A 19,259-nucleotide genomic window follows, 5' to 3' on the forward strand; every position below is an offset into this window, starting at 1 on the left:
CATTTATGTTTTTCATAAATCTGTCATAAATCTGACGCATAATGGCACCGCATTGAAACAACAATAATTATTCCTTGAGCAGGGCGAATCATGGCGAAGCGTATTTTAGTCGTAGAAGATGAAGCTCCAATCCGTGAAATGGTGAGCTTTGTGCTTGAGCAAAACGGTTTTCATCCTGTAGAAGCGGAAGATTATGACAGTGCAGTGAATCTGCTTATCGAACCCTTTCCGGATTTAATTTTACTCGACTGGATGCTGCCGGGTGGTTCGGGTATTCAATTCATCAAGCATTTGAAACGCGAAGCATTAACTCGTGAAATCCCGGTGATGATGCTGACGGCGCGTGGTGAAGAAGAAGACCGCGTGCGAGGGCTTGAAGTCGGAGCCGATGACTATATTACCAAACCGTTTTCCCCGAAGGAGCTTGTGGCACGCATTAAAGCGGTGATGCGCCGCATCTCTCCGATGGCGGTGGAAGAGGTGATTGAGATGCACGGGCTGAGCCTTGATCCGTCATCGCACCGCGTCATGACCGGTGAGAACCCATTGGATATGGGGCCAACAGAATTTAAATTATTACACTTCTTTATGACGCACCCGGAACGGGTGTATAGCCGTGAGCAACTGCTTAATCATGTATGGGGTACCAATGTTTATGTCGAAGACCGAACGGTGGACGTACATATTCGGCGGTTACGCAAAGCGCTTGAACATAGTGGACATGACAGAATGGTACAAACAGTACGCGGTACGGGTTATCGGTTCTCAACCCGCTTTTAATTCCTTGTCAGGAGAATGACGCGTGCTGGAAAGGTTGTCATGGAAAAGGCTGGTGATGGAGCTGGTGCTCTGTTGCATACCCGCCGCCATCTTAGGTCTTATTTTCGGCCATTTACCGTGGTTTTTATTACTGGCAGTCACCGGACTGCTGGCTTGGCATTTCTGGAATTTACTGCGTTTATCGTGGTGGCTGTGGGTGGATCGCAGTATGACGCCGCCGCCAGGCCGCGGGAGTTGGGATCCCCTGTTGTACGGTCTTCATCAGATGCAGCTGCGCAACAAAAAGCGCCGCAAAGAGTTAGGCAATCTGATTAAGCGTTTTCGTAGCGGAGCCGAATCGCTGCCCGATGCGGTGGTTTTGACCACGGAAGAAGGGACGATTTTTTGGTGCAACGGTCTGGCGCAACAATTGCTGGGGTTACGCTGGCCGGACGATAACGGGCAGAACATCCTTAACTTGCTGCGCTACCCTGAATTTACTCGCTATTTGTCGCAAAAAGAGTTTTCGCGTCCGTTAACTTTGGTACTCAATACGGGCCGCCATCTGGAGTTCCGTGTGATGCCCTACAGCGATGAGCAGTGGCTGCTGGTGGCACGCGATGTGACTCAGATGCACCAGCTCGAAGGGGCGCGACGTAATTTCTTTGCTAACGTCAGTCACGAACTGCGAACGCCGCTCACGGTGCTGCAAGGTTATCTGGAGATGATGCAGGACCAGACGCTTGAAGGGCCGCTGCGTGAGAAAGCATTAGGCACAATGCGCGAGCAAACTTCGCGCATGGAAGGGTTGGTTAAGCAGCTTCTGACGCTTTCAAAAATAGAAGCCGCTCCGGCCATGGTGCTCAATGAAAAGATTGATGTGCCGCTGATGCTGCGTGTTGTAGAACGTGAGGCGCAAACTCTCAGCCATGAACGGCAGACGATACAATTTGATATCGATCCCACGCTGAAAGTCTTTGGCAATGACGAGCAACTGAGGAGTGCGATTTCTAACCTCGTTTATAACGCAGTCAACCATACGCCAGAAGGCACGCATATTACGGTGAGCTGGAAACGTGTGGCGGGTGGGGCAAGTTTTAGCGTGACTGATAATGGTCCGGGGATTTCAGCAGAACACCTTCCGCGCCTGACTGAGCGTTTTTACCGCGTCGACAAAGCGCGTTCGCGTCAGACGGGCGGCAGCGGGCTTGGGCTGGCGATAGTCAAACATGCTTTAAGCCACCATGACGCACGCCTGAATATTGAAAGCCAGCCGGGCAAAGGTTCAACGTTTTCCTTTGTTTTGCCCGAGCGGTTAATCGTTAGCGAGAAATAGACTGATAATCAGTTTTCGTCGGTCGTACAGATGCGTCATCCGACACTGGCGCAATAAGTGTCAAAATAACTTTCCACAGGCCGCTTTTCTGGCCTGTGTTTTTTTTGCCCACATGTAAATCAAAAACACTCAATCGGTTATAATTTAACCACACAAAAGACCATGATCTTTTCCTCTGATTAATCGAATCCACTAGTGATGCTGTTAATTTAAGGATATCAATCTGGTTTTTAGATCCGTTCTTGCCTTCAAACGCTATAAGCGTTTTAATTGCGGCCCTGTGATTGGTAGACCGACTGGATATGAGTGGTAATTCAAACAACTATTCTTCTCCACCGATCCCGGAAAGGATTTTCCGCTGTCGAGTCTACTGATTGCCGCTTTTATGCCGAGTTAACAGGTATAAAAATTTGAATACTTTCAACACCACACATCCACAGGCTGCAAATATTTTATGACCCATCATTTGAAATCTCGAGACATCCTCGCACTGGGCTTTATGACCTTTGCGCTGTTTGTCGGCGCAGGCAATATCATTTTCCCTCCAATGGTGGGGCTACAAGCGGGTGAACACGTTTGGATTGCATCATTAGGCTTCCTGGTAACGGCTGTAGGCCTGCCGGTGCTGACTATTGTCGCCATCGCTCGTGTCGGCGGGGGCATTGATAGCCTCAGTTCGCCAATTGGCCGCCGTGCCGGTGTGTTGTTAGCCACCATTTGTTATCTGGCTGTTGGGCCGCTGTTCGCCACACCGCGTACTGCTACCGTTTCTTTTGAAGTGGGAATAGCGCCGCTGGTCGGCACCGGTGAGTTACCGCTGTTTATCTACAGCCTGGTTTACTTTGCGATTGTGATTGGCGTTTCGCTGTATCCGGGCAAACTTTTAGACACCGTTGGCCATGTGCTCGCCCCGGTAAAAATTGTCGCGCTGCTGGCGCTGGCTGCGGGCGCAATGTTGTGGCCTGCGGGTGGTATCAGCACGGCGACTGAAGCGTATCAGAATGCTGCGTTCTCAAACGGCTTCGTGAATGGTTATCTCACCATGGATACCCTGGCATCGTTAGTGTTCGGCATAGTGATTGTCAACGCCGCGCGTTCGCGTGGGGTGACTGAATCCCGTCTGCTGACGCGCTATACCATTTGGGCTGGCTTGATTGCCGGTGTTGGCTTAACGCTGATTTATCTGGCTCTGTTCCGCCTGGGTTCTGACAGCGCAACGTTAGTTGCCGATCAAAACGCGAACGGTGCCGCAATTCTGCATGCGTATGTGGCTCATACTTTCGGTGGTGCGGGTAGCTTCTTCCTGGCAGCCTTGATTTTCCTGGCTTGTATGGTCACGGCAATTGGCCTGACTTGTGCGTGTGCTGAATTCTTCAGCCAGTATTTGCCACTGTCTTATCGTTCGCTGGTGTTTATCCTGGGCCTGTTCTCAATGGTGGTTTCCAACCTGGGTTTAAGCCATCTGATTCAGGTTTCAATTCCAGTGCTGACGGCAATTTACCCGCCGTGTATCGCGTTGGTGGTGTTGAGCTTTACCCGTCCGTGGTGGCATAACTCAACCCGCGTGATTGCTCCAGCGATGCTCATCAGCACCTTGTTTGGTATTCTCGATGGGATTAAATCATCGGCAATCAGTGATATTTTACCCGCGTGGGCCGCGCGTTTGCCGCTGGCCGATCAGGGGCTGGCATGGTTAGCGCCAACGGTGATTATGGTGGTTCTCGCCATCATTTGGGACCGCGCCGCAGGGCGACAGGTGGCTTCAACCGCCCACTAAAATTTTTGATTTTCTTTAACCACGGGGCTTTGCTCCGTGGTTTTTTTATTGTTAAGCAGGGTGTGGAATCAATGGAAAACGCTAATAAGCTCAAGCGCGGCTTGAGTACCCGGCACATACGCTTTATGGCGTTGGGTTCGGCAATTGGCACCGGGCTGTTTTATGGCTCGGCGGACGCTATCAAAATGGCTGGTCCAAGTGTGTTGCTGGCTTATATCATCGGTGGTGTGGCGGCATATATTATTATGCGCGCGCTGGGTGAGATGTCGGTTCATAACCCTTCAGCCAGTTCTTTCTCACGCTACGCGCAAGATAACCTCGGCCCGCTGGCAGGCTATATCACCGGCTGGACCTACTGTTTCGAAATCCTGATTGTGGCAATTGCGGATGTCACCGCGTTTGGCATCTACATGGGGCTGTGGTTCCCGGCGGTGCCGCATTGGGTCTGGGTGTTGAGCGTGGTGTTAATCATTTGCGCCATCAACCTGATGAGCGTGAAGGTGTTCGGCGAACTTGAATTCTGGTTCTCGTTCTTCAAAGTTGCCACCATCATCATCATGATTGCTGCTGGTATTGGCATCATCGTGTGGGGGATTGGCAACGGCGGCCAGGCAACGGGGATCCACAATCTGTGGACCAACGGCGGCTTCTTCAGCAATGGCTGGATAGGCATGATTATGTCGTTGCAGATGGTGATGTTTGCCTATGGCGGCATTGAAATCATCGGTATTACGGCTGGCGAAGCGAAAGATCCGCAAAAATCTATCCCGCGCGCTATCAACTCCGTACCACTGCGTATCCTGGTGTTCTACGTGGGTACGCTGTTTGTCATCATGTCCATTTACCCGTGGAACCTGGTGGGAACAGAAGGTAGCCCGTTTGTGCTGACTTTCCAGCATATGGGGATTAACGCTGCGGCAGGCATTCTGAACTTCGTGGTGATTACCGCGTCCCTTTCAGCGATTAACAGCGACGTGTTTGGTGTGGGGCGTATGTTGCACGGCATGGCGGAGCAGGGCAGCGCACCGAAAGTGTTCGCTAAAACTTCACGTCATGGCATCCCTTGGGTGACGGTATTAGTGATGTGCTTTGCGCTGTTACTGGCGGTGGTGCTGAACTACCTGATTCCAGAAAACGTCTTCCTGGTGATTGCATCGCTGGCAACTTTTGCCACGGTATGGGTATGGATAATGATTTTGCTGTCGCAAATCGCTTTCCGTCGCAAGCTTTCACCAGAAGAAACCAAAGCGCTGAAATTCCCGGTTCCGGGTGGGATTGCCACCACCATCGTTGGCCTGATATTCCTGGTGTTTATCATCGGGTTAATTGGCTGGCATCCAGACACTCGCATCTCACTGTATGTGGGCTGCGTATGGATTGTGATGCTGCTGGTGGGCTGGATGTTTAAACGCCGCCAGATATTGGCCGCGAGCGAAAGCAACAGCTGAGTTTAAGCACCGATAAACGGTGGATGGCGTAAACGTCATCCGCCGTATCACTACATCTCCGGGCACTCGACCTTACTTATCGCATCCCAGTAGTTTTTCTCGTTATTGCGTTCCAGAGCAATCCTCGCATCCCGGATATACCGCTTGTTATCTTCGTTGGAGAGGATTTTATTCCCCCACGCTTCATCAGACATTTTCTTTTGCGGATGGCAGGTCTTTTTTAAATCGACCGTAATCTGTTGTTTATACTTGCCAAATTCCAGACCCTCGTACGGCGAGCTGGCGAGTGTATTGGCCGAGTAAATGACGAAAAGAAACAGGGTGAGGTTGCGGGCGATAGACATTTCAATTTCCTCAGGCAGTGAGAATGTTCTCACTATAGGTAGCGCTAACTTATTAAGCAAACGGCTTAATTTCTCCACCCCCGCATTCCTCCCCCAATAAAAATAGCAATGATGAGTGATCCCCAGCTACGCTGTGGCAAGGTGGCGCAAATTAATTATCTGGGGACACGATTATGTTGAATGCCTGGCACCTCCCGGTGCCCCCTTTCATACAAACACGTAAAGATAAGCTGCACATCACGTTATGGGTTTCTGGCACTGACTTACCGCAGCGCGTCGTTTTGCGCTATGAAAAAGATAACGAAGAAACCTCGCTTCAGATGACTCGTCAGAAAGCGGCTCCTGAAAGTGGGGTGGTCGCCTGGCGTGGTGTAATTGATTTATCCGAAGGCCTGCCGCGCCGCCGCTATAGCTTCAAGCTGTTGTGGCTGGATAAACAGCGCTGGTTTACGCCGCAGGGTTTGAGTTCTATTCCTCCAGCGCGCCTCGAGCAATTTGCGGTCGATCTTCCGGATGATGGCCCGCAATGGGTGCAGGATCAGGTTTTCTATCAGATTTTCCCCGATCGTTTCGCCCGCAGCGAGCAACGCACGCCGGAGCAGGATCAGGTTTATTATCACCACGCGGCCAAACGCGACATTATCTTGCGTGACTGGGATGAACCGCTGATCGCGGACGCGGGTGGATCAACATTCTATGGCGGCGATCTGGACGGTATTAGCGAAAACCTGCCGTATCTCAAGATGCTGGGCGTGACCGCGCTGTATCTCAATCCGATCTTTACCGCGCCGAGCGTCCATAAATACGATACGCAGGATTACCGCCACGTTGATGTCCAGTTTGGCGGCGATCACGCGTACCTGCGGCTGCGCAAAAATACGCAGCGTTACGGTATGCGTCTGATGCTCGACGGTGTATTCAACCATAGCGGCGACACTCATCAATGGTTTGATCGCCAGCAAACGCATAGCACTGGGGCCAGCCACAATCCACAATCACCCTGGCGGGATTTTTACAGTTATAACCAGGACGGGCGTGCCCTCGACTGGCTCGGCTATTCCAGTTTGCCCAAGCTCGATTACCAGTCAGCTTCGCTGGTTGACGAGATTTACCAGGGCGAAGACAGTATCGTGCGCCACTGGTTGCGGGAACCATGGGGCATCGACGGTTGGCGGCTTGATGTGGTGCACATGCTCGGCGAAGCGGGTGGTGCGAAGAATAATCTGCTGCATGTCAGCGGTATCACCAAAGCGGCAAAAGAAACCAATCCAGAAGCGTATATTTTGGGCGAGCATTTTGGCGATGCGCGTCAGTGGTTGCAGACCGATGCTGAAGATGCGGCGATGAACTATCGCGGTTTCACATTCCCTATCTGGGGATTCCTGGCGAACACGGATATTTCCTACGATCCGCAACATATCGACGCCGAAACCTGCATGACGTGGATGGATGAGTATCGCGCCGGGCTTTCTCATCAGCAGCAACTGCGCATGTTTAACCAGCTCGATAGCCATGATACGGCGCGTTTCAAGTCGATCCTTGGCAAAGATGCTGCGCGCTTGCCGTTGGCCGTGGTGTGGCTGTATTGCTGGCCGGGCGTGCCGTGCGTTTATTATGGCGATGAAGTGGGCCTGGATGGCAACAACGATCCCTTCTGCCGCAAGCCTTTCCCGTGGAACCCGGATCATCAGGATCTGGATTTGCTCGCACTGTACCAACGTCTCGGAAAGCTACGCCACAAAAGTCGTGCTTTGCGCCACGGTGGTTGCCAGGTCATTTATGCTCAGGGTGATGTGGTGGTATTTGTTCGTGTCTATCAGGGCGAGCGGATACTGGTGGCAATCAACCGGGGTGAAGAAACGGCGGTTAACTTGCCGTGGGAGCCATTGCTAAACAACAAAGCCTGGACTCAGCTTGAAGGCGAAGCGAGTTTTGAAAATCACCAGCTTTCGTTGCCTGAAGTTTCTGTTGCGGTGTGGCGTTGCCAGTGATTCTGTAACCGGTTTCCCTTTTGCCAGGCGGAGGGAGAAACCGGTGCTATTCTTATTCTTCGTCCCCCTGCTTAAGACCCGATTAAGTTAGACATTTCCAGATCTCATGCCAATTGGGAGGCAGCGCTGCGTGCTTTCTCCTTAATTATTCTGATGAAGTTTAAGGAAACATGATGTCTATACGTGAACTTCTCGACCCAACTAACTCCACACTGATCTTTATCGATCACCAACCGCAAATGTCGTTTGGTGTGACCAATATCGATCGCCAGACCTTGAAAAACAACACGGTAGCCCTCGCCAAAGCCGGCAAGATTTTCAACGTTCCCACTATTTTTACCTCGGTTGAAACCAAAAGCTTTAGCGGCTACATCTGGCCTGAACTGCTGGCGGTACATCCTGAAATTACGCCTATCGAACGTACTTCCATGAACTCATGGGAGGATGCTGCTTTTGTCGCGGCGGTGAAAGCGACCGGGCGCAAAAAACTGGTGATTTCTGCACTATGGACAGAAGTGTGCCTCACTTTCCCGGCATTAATGGCGCTGGAGGAAGGATTTGAGGTTTACGTCGTTACGGATACTTCGGGCGGGACTTCTGTTGATGCGCACGAGCGCTCGATTGACCGTATGGTGCAGGCCGGCGCTGTGCCCGTCACCTGGCAGCAAGTGCTGCTCGAATATCAACGTGATTGGGCACGCCGCGATACCTACGATGCAGTGATGGACCTGGTGCGTGAGCACAGCGGCGCATATGGCATGGGGGTCGATTACGCCTACACCATGGTTCATGGCGCACCGGAACGGAAAGCCTGACAGATGGCTGACAACAACACGGTTACGCTGGTAATTACTCACGCCCTGTTACCGGGGCAGTCTACGCGCTACGAAGAGTGGCTCGCGAAAATCATGCCTGCGGCAGCGCGCTATCCTGGGCATCTTGGCGTACATGTTATTCGCCCAACCACTGGAAATGATATTTACAACATCGTTATCCGCTTCGACACCCTGGAAAATCTCACCGCCTGGACGAAATCGGCGGAGCGGGAAGCGCTCGTCGATGAGATCAAACCGATCCTGAGTCAGGACGATCATCTGGAAGTACGCACCGAAAACGTTTTTTGGTTCACTCCGGAAACGCCGACCGTAAAACGTCCGGCAAAGTGGAAGCAATTCCTGATAACGCTGGCGGTGATCTTCCCTAGCACCAATGTTGTCCCGCGAATCACCGCTGTGATTTTTCCGTCCTGGCATGGTTCACTTTTGTTGCACCTCATTAACGATGCGTTGGTCGTCGCGCTGGTGGTCTGGCTTTGGATGCCTGGTATGACGCGGCTGTTTGCGGGCTGGTTGAAAAAATAACGTTTCACTGCGGAGAACAGATCATGTCGCAATCTGCTTCATTAATTCTCACGAACGGACAATTTCACACACTTGATAGCGAAGCGCCGTTGGCGCAAGCGGTGGCGATAAAAGACGGCAAAATTATCGCGGTGGGTAACGAATCATGGGTAATGAGTTTTGCTGACGATCAAACACAACGGATCGATCTCAAAGGTCATACCGTCATTCCAGGCCTCAATGACTCGCATCTGCATCTGATTCGCGGTGGGCTGAACTATAACCTCGAATTACGTTGGGAAGGCGTGCCTTCCCTTGCTGATGCACTTCGTATGCTGAAAGAGCAGGCTTTACGTACGCCATTCCCACAATGGGTGCGCGTGGTCGGCGGCTGGACGGAATTTCAGTTTGCCGAGCGCCGGATGCCAACGCTTGAAGAACTCAATGAGGCTGCACCGGATACGCCCGTTTTTGTGTTGCATCTCTACGACCGCGCACTGTTAAACCAGGCCGCGTTAAAAGCAGTGGGATACACCAAAGAGACGCCAAATCCACCGGGTGGCGAAATCATGCGCGACCGTAATGGCAACCCAACCGGAATGTTGATAGCCAAACCGAATGCCATGATTCTGTACTCAACGCTGGCAAAAGGGCCTAAATTACCGCTGGAGATGCAGGTAAATTCGACGCGCCAGTTTATGCGCGAACTCAACCGGCTGGGCATCACCAGCGCGATTGATGCCGGGGGCGGGTTCCAGAATTACCCGGAGGATTACCAGATAATCGACCAGCTTCACGCGCAAAAACAGATGACGGTACGCATCGCCTATAACCTGTTTACCCAGCGTCCGCAGCATGAGCTGGAGGATTTTGAAAAATGGACGGATATGCTCAAACCGGGGCAGGGGACGGATTTCTATCGCGCCAATGGCGCCGGAGAAATGCTGGTCTTTTCCGCCGCCGACTTTGAGGATTTTTTGCAGCCGCGCCCGGATTTGCCCGACGGCATGGAACAAGAGCTGGAACGTGTGGTGCGCCATCTGGTTGAGCATCGCTGGCCGTTCCGCCTACATGCGACTTATAACGAGTCCATCAGCCGCATGTTGGATGTGTTTGAGAAGGTGAATCGCGATATTCCTTTTAACGGTTTGCACTGGCTTTTTGACCACGCAGAAACCATCACTGAAAAGAACATCGAGCGCGTTAAGGCGTTAGGCGGCGGGATTGCCGTTCAGCATCGCATGGCGTTTCAGGGGGAATATTACGCCGCACGGTACGGAGCAGATGCGGTGAAACAGACACCGCCGATAGCCAAAATGCTGGCTGCGGAATTACCTGTCGGCCTTGGCACTGATGCCACGCGTGTGGCGAGCTATAACCCATGGACGGCGCTGTACTGGCTGGTTTCCGGGCGTACCGTGGGTGGAATGCAAATGTATGACGACAATAACCGTCTGTCGCGTGATGTGGCGCTTGAACTATGGACGGCGGGCAGTGCGTGGTTTTCCAGCGAACAAGGCAAAAAAGGGCGTATTAAAGCCGGGCAACTGGCCGATTTAGTCGTCCTTTCAAAAGATTATTTCAAAGTGACAGAAGAGGAAATTAAAGGCATCGAGTCGGTGTTGACGCTGGTGGATGGCAAAGTGGTTTATGCCGCAGGCATGTTTACCTCCCTGACTCCTCCTCCGATTCCCGTGTTACCCGAATGGTCGCCTGTCGTAAATGTGCCAGGGCACTATCGAGCTGAACCGCCCGCAGCGGCAAAAGTGGGCATGAACGCGCAAGTTCATCAATGTTGTGGGAGCTGTAATGTGCATGGTCATCAACATGACGCAGCGCGTAAATCGGCTATACCGGTTTCTGACGAAGGGGCATTCTGGGGCGTGATGGGCTGTTCTTGTTTTGCGTTTTGAGCAAAAAAAAACCATTAAAAAAGGCCGCTTGCGCGGCCTTTTTGGCAAATACGTTTAGCGATTACAGGCTAGAAACGTTTTCGCTCAGGTATTTAGCAACGCCGTCTGGAGACGCGTTCATGCCTTCTTTACCTTTTTCCCACTGAGCTGGGCACACTTCGCCGTGCTCTTCGTGGAATTGCAGCGCGTCAACCATACGCAGCATTTCATCAACATTACGGCCCAGCGGCAGGTCGTTAACAACCTGGTGACGCACGATACCGTTTTTGTCGATCAGGAAAGAACCACGCAGAGCAACGCCTGCGTCTGGATGTTCGATGCCATAAGCTTTCTGAATTTCACGCTTAATGTCAGCAACCATCGCGTATTTCACTTCGCCGATGCCGCCGTTCTCAACAGGGGTTTTACGCCATGCGTTGTGAACGAACTCGGAGTCAAAAGATACACCAACGACTTCTACGCCACGTTTCTGGAATTCTTCGTAACGCTTGTCGAACGCAATCAGTTCAGACGGGCACACGAAAGTGAAGTCCATTGGCCAGAAGAACACAACGGTGGTTTTACCATTGGTGTGTGCTTTGAAGTTGAAGTTTTCAACGATTTCGCCACTGCCGAGAACGGCTGCAGCGGTAAAGTCAGGGGCTGGACGAGTAACCAGGACCATATGTACTCCTGTTAATTTTGTTAAAGTGAGTGTTAACGCAACGGGGGGGAGTATAGGGGTGGCAATCCCTCTAACTCAAGCATACTGCGCCAATTAATCAGATAGGATTTACCTATCAAAAAATGAATATTCACACAGCGGCGATCCAAAATAGCCCTTTTTAGTAAAAGGGCAAGTATTTAATCGTGGTGCTGCGACAGGCTACAAATTCTTTCGTTCGGCCAGTTCCATCATGCGTGGGTAAAACTGCCAGAACAGCTCCTCAAGCTCGTTATAATGGGTATCGAGGTCCTGCCAGGAGGCTCGCAAAGCATCGAGTTTTGGTCTACGCGACGCCATCCCATTGAGAACATTCGCAATAAACGCCATGTCGCTGTAACGCTCGAGCCAGCGCTCGTCCCACAAGTACTGATTAAGATTGATAAAGCGGGGTGGGGTATCTGACAGGAAGGGTTCGATCCTGGCGCGTGCATAAGCGACAAATTCCGGCAGAGGGATCGCTGGGTTCAGGGTTTGCCAGTGGCGTGACACAAAATGATCCCACATCACATCAAGCGTTATTGGTGCTACGCGTCGGGTTTCTGGGCGGAACCATTGCCGCGCAATCGCCACTTCCGGTAAACCATCGGTCAGAACATCCACACGGCGGTGCATTCGGATGCCAGCCACTACATCGCCAGGGAAACTTTCATCCGGGTTTCCACGCACAAAATCAGCCAGCAGATTTCCGAGAAGGGAACTGTCAGCAAGACTTGCGAGATGTAAATGGGCGAGAAAATTCATAGTAACCTTATTCGTAAATGGCGTATGGGGAGGCTTATTCCTTGCAGGGAAAGCCCCCTGGCACTAGACTGTAGCGCCACTTTTTAAGTCTTGAGTTCTAAACCATGCGTGTTGCCGATTTTTCCTTTGAATTACCTGAATCCTTGATTGCCCATTATCCACAAGCACAGCGTAGTGGGTGTCGTTTGCTGTCGCTGGAAGGGCCGACGGGTAATTTAACGCATGGCACTTTCACCGATCTGCTCGACAAGCTCAACCCTGGAGATTTGCTGGTCTTTAACAATACCCGCGTCATCCCGGCACGCCTTTTTGGCCGTAAAGCGAGCGGCGGTAAGATTGAAGTGCTGGTAGAGCGTATGCTGGATGACAAGCGCATTCTCGCGCATATCCGCGCCTCTAAAGCACCGAAACCGGGCGCTGAATTGTTGCTGGGCGATGATGAAAGCGTACATGCCACCATGGTTGCGCGCCACGATGCGCTGTTTGAAGTGCAGTTTGAAGATGAGCGCAGCGTGCTTGATATCTTAAACAGCATCGGCCATATGCCGCTGCCGCCGTATATCGACCGCCCGGATGAAGAGTCTGACCGCGAACTTTATCAAACCGTGTACAGCCAGAAACCGGGGGCTGTAGCCGCACCGACCGCTGGCCTGCATTTTGATGAACCGCTTCTGGAAGCGCTGCGCAATAAAGGTATTGAGCAGGCATTTGTCACGCTGCACGTAGGTGCCGGGACATTCCAGCCGGTGCGCGTTGATAGCATTGAAGACCACATCATGCATTCCGAATATGCGGAAGTGCCGCAGGACGTTGTGGACGCTGTTTTAGCTTGTAAAGCACGTGGTAATCGCGTTATCGCGGTTGGCACCACATCCGTTCGTTCGTTAGAAAGCGCGGCTCAGGCAGCAAAAAATGACCTGATCGAACCTTTCTTTGGCGACACACAAATTTTCATCTACCCAGGTTATCAATACAAAGTGATTGATGCGCTGGTGACCAATTTCCACCTACCGGAATCGACGTTGATCATGCTTGTTTCCGCGTTTGCTGGTTATAAAAACACCATGAACGCCTATAAAGAAGCCGTAAGTTCCGAATATCGCTTTTTTAGTTACGGGGATGCCATGTTCATCACGTACAATCCGCAGGCGATTAATGAGCGCCCTGGCGCTTAATCATTGAATTTTGCGCCGCTGGCTATCGCCAACGGCGTTTTGGCTTAATCATCAGACTGTTTATCTGATGCAGGAGAAAATGTGAAATTTGAATTAGATACCACCGATGGACGCGCCCGCCGTGGCCGCCTGGTGTTTGACCGTGGCGTAGTAGAAACGCCAGCTTTTATGCCAGTTGGCACTTACGGCACCGTAAAAGGGATGACGCCGGAAGAAGTTGAAGCCACTGGTGCGCAAATTATTCTGGGCAACACTTTCCATCTGTGGCTGCGTCCTGGCCAGGAAATCATGAAGTTGCACGGTGACTTACATGATTTCATGCAGTGGAAAGGCCCAATCCTCACTGACTCTGGCGGTTTCCAGGTGTTCAGCCTGGGCGATATCCGTAAGATTACCGAAGCTGGTGTGCACTTCCGCAACCCAATCAACGGCGATGCGATTTTCCTCGATCCTGAAAAATCTATGGAAATTCAATACGATCTCGGTTCTGACATCGTCATGATCTTCGATGAATGTACGCCGTACCCGGCTGACTGGGATTACGCTAAGCGTTCAATGGAGATGTCTCTGCGTTGGGCACAGCGTAGTCGCGATCGCTTTGATTCTCTTGAGAATAAAAATGCGTTGTTTGGCATTATTCAGGGCAGCGTTTACGAAGATTTACGAGATATCTCGGTAAAAGGTCTGGTAGAGATTGGCTTTGATGGCTACGCTGTCGGCGGCCTGGCAGTAGGTGAGCCGAAGGAAGACATGCACCGTATTCTGGAACATGTTTGCCCACAAATCCCTGCGGACAAGCCTCGTTACCTTATGGGCGTAGGTAAACCGGAAGATTTGGTTGAAGGTGTTCGTCGCGGTATTGATATGTTCGACTGCGTGATGCCAACCCGTAATGCACGTAATGGCCATCTATTCGTCACCGACGGCGTGGTGAAAATCCGTAATGCGAAGCATAAAGATGACACTTCGACGCTGGATTCTGAGTGTGATTGCTATACGTGTCGCAATTATTCACGTGCCTACTTGTATCATCTTGACCGTTGTAACGAAATACTCGGCGCGCGGCTCAACACGATTCATAACTTGCGCTACTACCAGCGTTTAATGGCTGGTTTACGCAAGGCCATTGAAGAGGGTAAATTAGAGCACTTCGTGAGTGATTTTTACGAGCGAATCGGTAAACCAGTTCCACCTTTGAATGTTGATTAATTTAATAATGAGGGATTTTTAATGAGCTTTTTTATTTCTGATGCGGTAGCCGCAGGTGCTTCACCTGCGCAAGGTAGCCCGTACTCTTTGATTCTTATGCTGGTGGTATTTGGTCTGATCTTCTATTTCATGATCCTGCGCCCACAGCAAAAACGTACTAAAGAGCATAAAAAGCTGATGGACTCCATCTCTAAAGGGGATGAAGTGCTGACTACCGGTGGTCTGGTTGGTCGCGTAGTGAAAGTAGCTGAAACTGGCTATATCTCTATCGCGCTGAACGACACTACTGAAGTCGTTATCAAGCGTGATTTCGTAGCTGCCGTTCTGCCGAAAGGCACTATGAAGGCGCTGTAATATTCGTTTTTCCCTAAGGGAACTACCGTGCTAAACCGCTATCCTTTGTGGAAGTACATCATGCTGATCGTCGTGTTTATCGTCGGTCTGCTATACGCACTTCCCAACCTATATGGTGAGGATCCGGCAGTTCAGATCACTGGCGCGCGCGGCGTCGCCGCCAGTGAGCAAACGCTGATCCAGGTCCAGAACACCTTAAACGCAGAAAAAATACCCGCTAAGTCTGTGGCGCTGGAAGAAGGTGCGATTCTTGCACGCTTTGATACCACTGACACCCAGCTGCGCGCTCGTGAAGCGCTGATGAGCGTTCTTGGCGATAAATACGTTGTCGCTCTTAACCTTGCTCCAGCTACTCCTCGCTGGTTATCTGCCATTTCCGCAGAACCGATGAAACTCGGTCTTGATCTGCGTGGTGGCGTGCACTTCCTGATGGAAGTTGATATGGATACCGCCCTGAGTAAACTCCAGGAGCAGACCATTGATAACTTGCGCACCGATTTGCGCGACAAGAGCATCGCTTACACCAACGTGCGTAAAGCCGATAACTATGGTGTTAATGTTGTCTTCCGTGACAGCAAAACGCGCGATGACGCTATCTCTTATTTAACTCCACGCCATCGTGATCTGGTGATTTCTGCTCAGGGCAGCAACGCAATGCGTGCTGTAATGACAGATGCTCGCCTGAGCGAAGCGCGTGAATATGCCGTTCAGCAGAACATTAATATTCTGCGTAACCGTGTAAACCAACTGGGTGTGGCTGAACCTCTGGTACAACGTCAGGGTGCGGACCGCATCGTCGTTGAACTGCCAGGTATTCAGGACACAGCACGTGCGAAAGAGATTCTTGGCGCAACTGCAACGCTTGAATTCCGTCTGGTTAACACTAACGTAGATGCTTCCGCTGCTGCTTCTGGCCGTGTGCCGGGCGACTCCGAAGTGAAACAGACCCGTGAAGGTCAACCGGTTGTCCTGTACAAGCGTGTGATTCTGACCGGTGACCACATCACTGACTCGACTTCCAGCACTGATGAATACAACCAGGCTCAGGTGAACATTTCACTCGATAGCGCTGGCGGTAACATCATGTCTAACTTCACCAAAGACAACATCGGCAAACCGATGGCGACTTTGTTCGTGGAGTACAAAGACAGCGGTAAGAAAGATGCAACCGGCCGTGCGATTCTGGCGAAACAAGAAGAAGTTATTAACGTGGCGAACATTCAGTCACGTCTGGGTAACAGCTTCCGTATCACCGGCATCAGCAACCCGAACGAAGCGCGTCAGCTTTCTCTGCTGCTGCGTGCTGGTGCGTTGATTGCGCCTATTCAGATTGTTGAAGAGCGTACCATCGGCCCAACTTTGGGTATGGAAAACATCAAGCAAGGTCTGGAAGCGTGTCTGGCAGGTCTGGCCGTTTCAATCATCTTTATGCTGTTCTTCTATAAGAAGTTTGGCCTGATTGCGACCTCAGCGCTGTTGGTTAACCTGGTGATGATTGTTGGGATTATGTCCCTGTTACCAGGGGCGACGCTCACTATGCCAGGTATTGCGGGTATCGTGTTAACCCTTGCGGTGGCGGTGGATGCCAACGTACTGATAAACGAACGTATTAAGGAAGAACTTAGTAACGGGCGTTCGGTACAACAGGCTATCCACGAAGGCTACCAGGGCGCGTTCAGCTCTATCTTCGATGCCAACATTACGACGCTTATCAAGGTCATCATCCTGTATGCCGTAGGCACCGGGGCAATTAAAGGCTTTGCAATCACAACCGGTATTGGTGTGGCGACGTCCATGTTTACCGCCATCGTCGGTACCCGTGCCATCGTAAACCTGTTGTACGGCGGCAAACGCATCAACAAGCTGTCTATCTGAGGAGTGCGTTGTGGCACAGGAATATACTGTTGAACAATTAAACTACGGCCGTAGAGTCCATGACTTTATGCGCTGGGACTTCTGGGCTTTCGGTATCTCCGGGTTCCTGTTAATCCTTTCTATCGCCATTATCGGTGTGAAAGGTTTTAACTGGGGTCTGGATTTCACTGGCGGTACGGTTATCGAAATCTCGCTGGAAAAACCAGCGGATTTAGACCAGATGCGCGAAGCACTGCAAAAAGCGGGCTTTGCGGAGCCGCTGGTTCAGAACTTCGGTAGCAGCCGTGACATCATGGTGCGCATGCCACCTGCTCAAGGGGAAACCGGCGGGCAAGTGCTGGGCAGCAAGGTTGTTCAGGTTATTAACGAAGCGACTAACCAGAATGCTGGCGTAAAACGTATCGAATTTGTCGGCCCAAGTGTGGGTGCGGATCTGGCTCAGAATGGTGCACTGGCGTTGTTAGCCGCGCTTATCTCAATTCTGGTTTATGTCGGCTTCCGCTTTGAGTGGCGTCTGGCTGCGGGTGTGGTAATTGCGTTGATGCACGACGTGGTGATTACTCTGGGCGTGCTGTCGCTATTCCACATTGAGATTGACCTGACAATCGTCGCATCGTTGATGTCGGTTATCGGTTACTCACTGAACGACAGTATCGTAGTATCGGACCGTATTCGTGAGAACTTCCGTAAGATTCGTCGCGGTACACCGTATGAAATCTTCAACGTTTCTTTGACGCAAACGCTGCATCGTACGTTGATTACTTCTGGTACTACCTTAGTCGTGATTCTGATGCTGTATCTCTTCGGTGGAGCAATGCTGAAAGGCTTCTCACTGACGATGCTCATCGGTGTTTCTATCGGTACGGTTTCTTCTATCTACGTCGCGTCTGCACTGGCGTTGAAACTGGGCATGAAGCGTGAGCACATGCTACAGCAGAAAGTAGAGAAAGAAGGTGCGGATCAGCCGTCGATTCTGCCTTAATCATCAGGTCGTTCACTGATAGTAAAACCGCAGCCCTGGTGCTGCGGTTTTTTTTCACCTGAGCAAAAGTCTCCTGACAGTATGCTGTCAGGAGGGGCTGGGTAGACTCAATGTTGAACATCACCATTGAGGAGTTAAAAATGAACACTATCATCAATTGGTTTGAAATCCCTGTGCAGGATCTTGAACGGGCTACAGCATTTTATGAGGCTGTTTTTACAGCTAAATTTCATCGCGAATCGATGCCCGGAATGGAGATGGCCATATTCCCACACGATAAACCCAATCCTGGCGGCGCATTACTGAAGGCGGATGCGTTTAAGCCTTCCGCGCAAGGGTCTGTGGTTTACCTGCATGCGTCTGATTTAACGGCCATGCTTGAACGAGTCGCAAAAGCTGGCGGGGAATGTGTTTTTGGTCCGCAAGTTTTGCCTGATGATATTGGTACTTTTGCGTTGATTTTAGATAGTGAAGGGAATCGAGTTGGGTTACATCAACCCGCGTAAGGACAGATATACTCAACGAGCAATGCCTGCTGATTAATCGGCAGGCATAACCATCACCAGGGAGGCCTATGAGCCGAAGAGCTGACCGCCTTTTTCAGATAGTCCAGATTCTGCGTGGGCGGCGTTTGTCTACGGCAGCCATGCTTGCGGAGCGGCTCGAAGTTTCTGAGCGCACCATTTATCGTGATATTCGCGATCTTTCCCTTTCAGGCGTTCCTGTTGAAGGGGAGGCGGGTTGTGGCTACCGGTTATTGCCCGGTTACGATTTACCCCCGCTGATGTTTACTCCCGGCGAAGTGGAAGCCTTAGTGGCGGCTATTCGTTTAGTTCAAACGTGGAGCGGTGAAACTCTGGCGCAAAATGCCGGAACAGCGGAAGAAAAGCTGCTGGGGATACTGACGCCACAACGACGCGCAGTGGCGGAGCGGTGCCGGATTATCTCGCCGGATTTTAATAAGTATCCGCAGGTAAAAATTTGGTTTGACGTTTTTCATTCCGCTATCGGCAAACTGCAGGTGGTGAATCTGAGTTACCGGGATGAAAAGGGAAATGCGTCGAGCAGAAAAGTACATCCTCTCGGACTGACTTTCTGGGGTGAAGTTTGGTTACTGGTGGCCTGGTGTGAAACGCGTGAAGATTACCGCAGTTTCCGGCTGGACAGGTGCCTTTCGGTAACGCTCACTGGTGAGTACTTTGCTGAGCGGCCCGATCGTTCTCTGGCTGACTTCATTAATTTGCAGCGGAGCGAAGGCTGTTTACCAGACACAAAAAAGCCGATCGGCAAATAGCGGATCGGCTTTTCA

18 protein-coding genes are annotated in these 19,259 nt (G+C 51.3%); 15 read left to right on the forward strand and 3 right to left on the reverse strand.

The window, feature by feature from the left end; genetic code table 11:
• Window positions 1–90 precede the first annotated feature (90 nt).
• From phoB to proY, 4 genes are all read left to right on the forward strand, one after another.
• Window positions 91–780: a phosphate response regulator transcription factor PhoB gene (gene phoB, locus M2371_RS16365; RefSeq protein WP_034493679.1), complete on the forward strand. Its 690-nt coding sequence runs from the start codon at window positions 91–93 to the stop codon at window positions 778–780.
• 22 nt (window positions 781–802) lie between these two features.
• Entirely contained in the window at window positions 803–2,095 is a 1,293-nt protein-coding gene (phoR, locus tag M2371_RS16370; protein ID WP_172895411.1) for a phosphate regulon sensor histidine kinase PhoR, read from the forward strand.
• Between the two features lie 454 nt (window positions 2,096–2,549).
• Complete coding sequence (gene brnQ / locus M2371_RS16375; protein ID WP_172895410.1) at window positions 2,550–3,872, forward strand: branched-chain amino acid transporter carrier protein BrnQ; 1,323 nt, start codon at window positions 2,550–2,552, stop codon at window positions 3,870–3,872.
• Window positions 3,873–3,943: 71 nt separating this feature from the next.
• A complete protein-coding gene (proY, locus tag M2371_RS16380; RefSeq protein WP_034493825.1) occupies window positions 3,944–5,320 on the forward strand; it encodes a proline-specific permease ProY in 1,377 nt (458 codons plus the stop codon).
• A gap of 50 nt (window positions 5,321–5,370) precedes the next feature.
• Here the strand turns inward: proY and M2371_RS16385 are convergent, their stop codons facing one another.
• Window positions 5,371–5,664: a YicS family protein gene (locus tag M2371_RS16385; protein WP_034493826.1), complete on the reverse strand. Its 294-nt coding sequence runs from the start codon at window positions 5,662–5,664 to the stop codon at window positions 5,371–5,373.
• A 173-nt stretch (window positions 5,665–5,837) separates the two neighbouring features.
• Here M2371_RS16385 and malZ point away from each other — a divergent pair, with 173 nt between their 5' ends.
• The 4 genes from malZ to M2371_RS16405 all read left to right on the forward strand — a co-directional run bounded on the left by malZ (window position 5,838) and on the right by M2371_RS16405 (window position 10,908).
• Window positions 5,838–7,655 (forward strand): maltodextrin glucosidase, encoded by a 1,818-nt coding sequence (gene malZ / locus M2371_RS16390; protein ID WP_259268188.1) that lies wholly within the window; start codon window positions 5,838–5,840, stop codon window positions 7,653–7,655.
• 173 nt (window positions 7,656–7,828) lie between these two features.
• Entirely contained in the window at window positions 7,829–8,470 is a 642-nt protein-coding gene (locus M2371_RS16395) for a hydrolase (RefSeq protein ID WP_172896170.1), read from the forward strand.
• A 3-nt stretch (window positions 8,471–8,473) separates the two neighbouring features.
• The gene (locus M2371_RS16400) at window positions 8,474–9,016 is read left to right on the forward strand and encodes an antibiotic biosynthesis monooxygenase (protein ID WP_259268189.1); all 543 of its coding nucleotides are present in this window, start codon (window positions 8,474–8,476) and stop codon (window positions 9,014–9,016) included.
• A 23-nt stretch (window positions 9,017–9,039) separates the two neighbouring features.
• A complete protein-coding gene (locus tag M2371_RS16405; protein ID WP_259268190.1) occupies window positions 9,040–10,908 on the forward strand; it encodes an amidohydrolase in 1,869 nt (622 codons plus the stop codon).
• A 61-nt stretch (window positions 10,909–10,969) separates the two neighbouring features.
• Here M2371_RS16405 and M2371_RS16410 read toward each other — a convergent pair whose 3' ends face one another.
• A complete protein-coding gene (locus tag M2371_RS16410; protein WP_034457921.1) occupies window positions 10,970–11,572 on the reverse strand; it encodes a peroxiredoxin C in 603 nt (200 codons plus the stop codon).
• Between the two features lie 201 nt (window positions 11,573–11,773).
• Window positions 11,774–12,355: an ACP phosphodiesterase gene (gene acpH, locus M2371_RS16415; protein ID WP_034493687.1), complete on the reverse strand. Its 582-nt coding sequence runs from the start codon at window positions 12,353–12,355 to the stop codon at window positions 11,774–11,776.
• Window positions 12,356–12,459: 104 nt separating this feature from the next.
• On the opposite strand from acpH, the gene queA reads away from it, so the two are divergent.
• From queA to M2371_RS16450, 7 genes are all read left to right on the forward strand, one after another.
• Entirely contained in the window at window positions 12,460–13,530 is a 1,071-nt protein-coding gene (gene queA, locus M2371_RS16420; RefSeq protein WP_034493688.1) for a tRNA preQ1(34) S-adenosylmethionine ribosyltransferase-isomerase QueA, read from the forward strand.
• A gap of 81 nt (window positions 13,531–13,611) precedes the next feature.
• Window positions 13,612–14,739: a tRNA guanosine(34) transglycosylase Tgt gene (tgt, locus tag M2371_RS16425; protein ID WP_034493689.1), complete on the forward strand. Its 1,128-nt coding sequence runs from the start codon at window positions 13,612–13,614 to the stop codon at window positions 14,737–14,739.
• Window positions 14,740–14,760: 21 nt separating this feature from the next.
• Window positions 14,761–15,093, forward strand: coding sequence for a preprotein translocase subunit YajC (gene yajC, locus M2371_RS16430; RefSeq protein ID WP_034493690.1), 333 nt, complete (start codon window positions 14,761–14,763; stop codon window positions 15,091–15,093).
• A 27-nt stretch (window positions 15,094–15,120) separates the two neighbouring features.
• Entirely contained in the window at window positions 15,121–16,968 is a 1,848-nt protein-coding gene (gene secD, locus M2371_RS16435; protein ID WP_172895405.1) for a protein translocase subunit SecD, read from the forward strand.
• A gap of 10 nt (window positions 16,969–16,978) precedes the next feature.
• Complete coding sequence (secF, locus tag M2371_RS16440; protein WP_034493692.1) at window positions 16,979–17,950, forward strand: protein translocase subunit SecF; 972 nt, start codon at window positions 16,979–16,981, stop codon at window positions 17,948–17,950.
• Window positions 17,951–18,090: 140 nt separating this feature from the next.
• Window positions 18,091–18,456 (forward strand): VOC family protein, encoded by a 366-nt coding sequence (locus M2371_RS16445; protein WP_034493827.1) that lies wholly within the window; start codon window positions 18,091–18,093, stop codon window positions 18,454–18,456.
• Between the two features lie 68 nt (window positions 18,457–18,524).
• Window positions 18,525–19,244 carry a YafY family protein gene (locus M2371_RS16450; RefSeq protein ID WP_259268191.1) on the forward strand — a complete coding sequence of 240 codons (720 nt, stop codon included), beginning with the start codon at window positions 18,525–18,527 and terminating at the stop codon, window positions 19,242–19,244.
• The last annotated feature ends 15 nt before the right edge of the window (window positions 19,245–19,259 follow it).

This window comes from Buttiauxella sp. BIGb0471 (assembly GCF_024807715.1).
Lineage (GTDB): Bacteria > Pseudomonadota > Gammaproteobacteria > Enterobacterales > Enterobacteriaceae > Buttiauxella > Buttiauxella agrestis.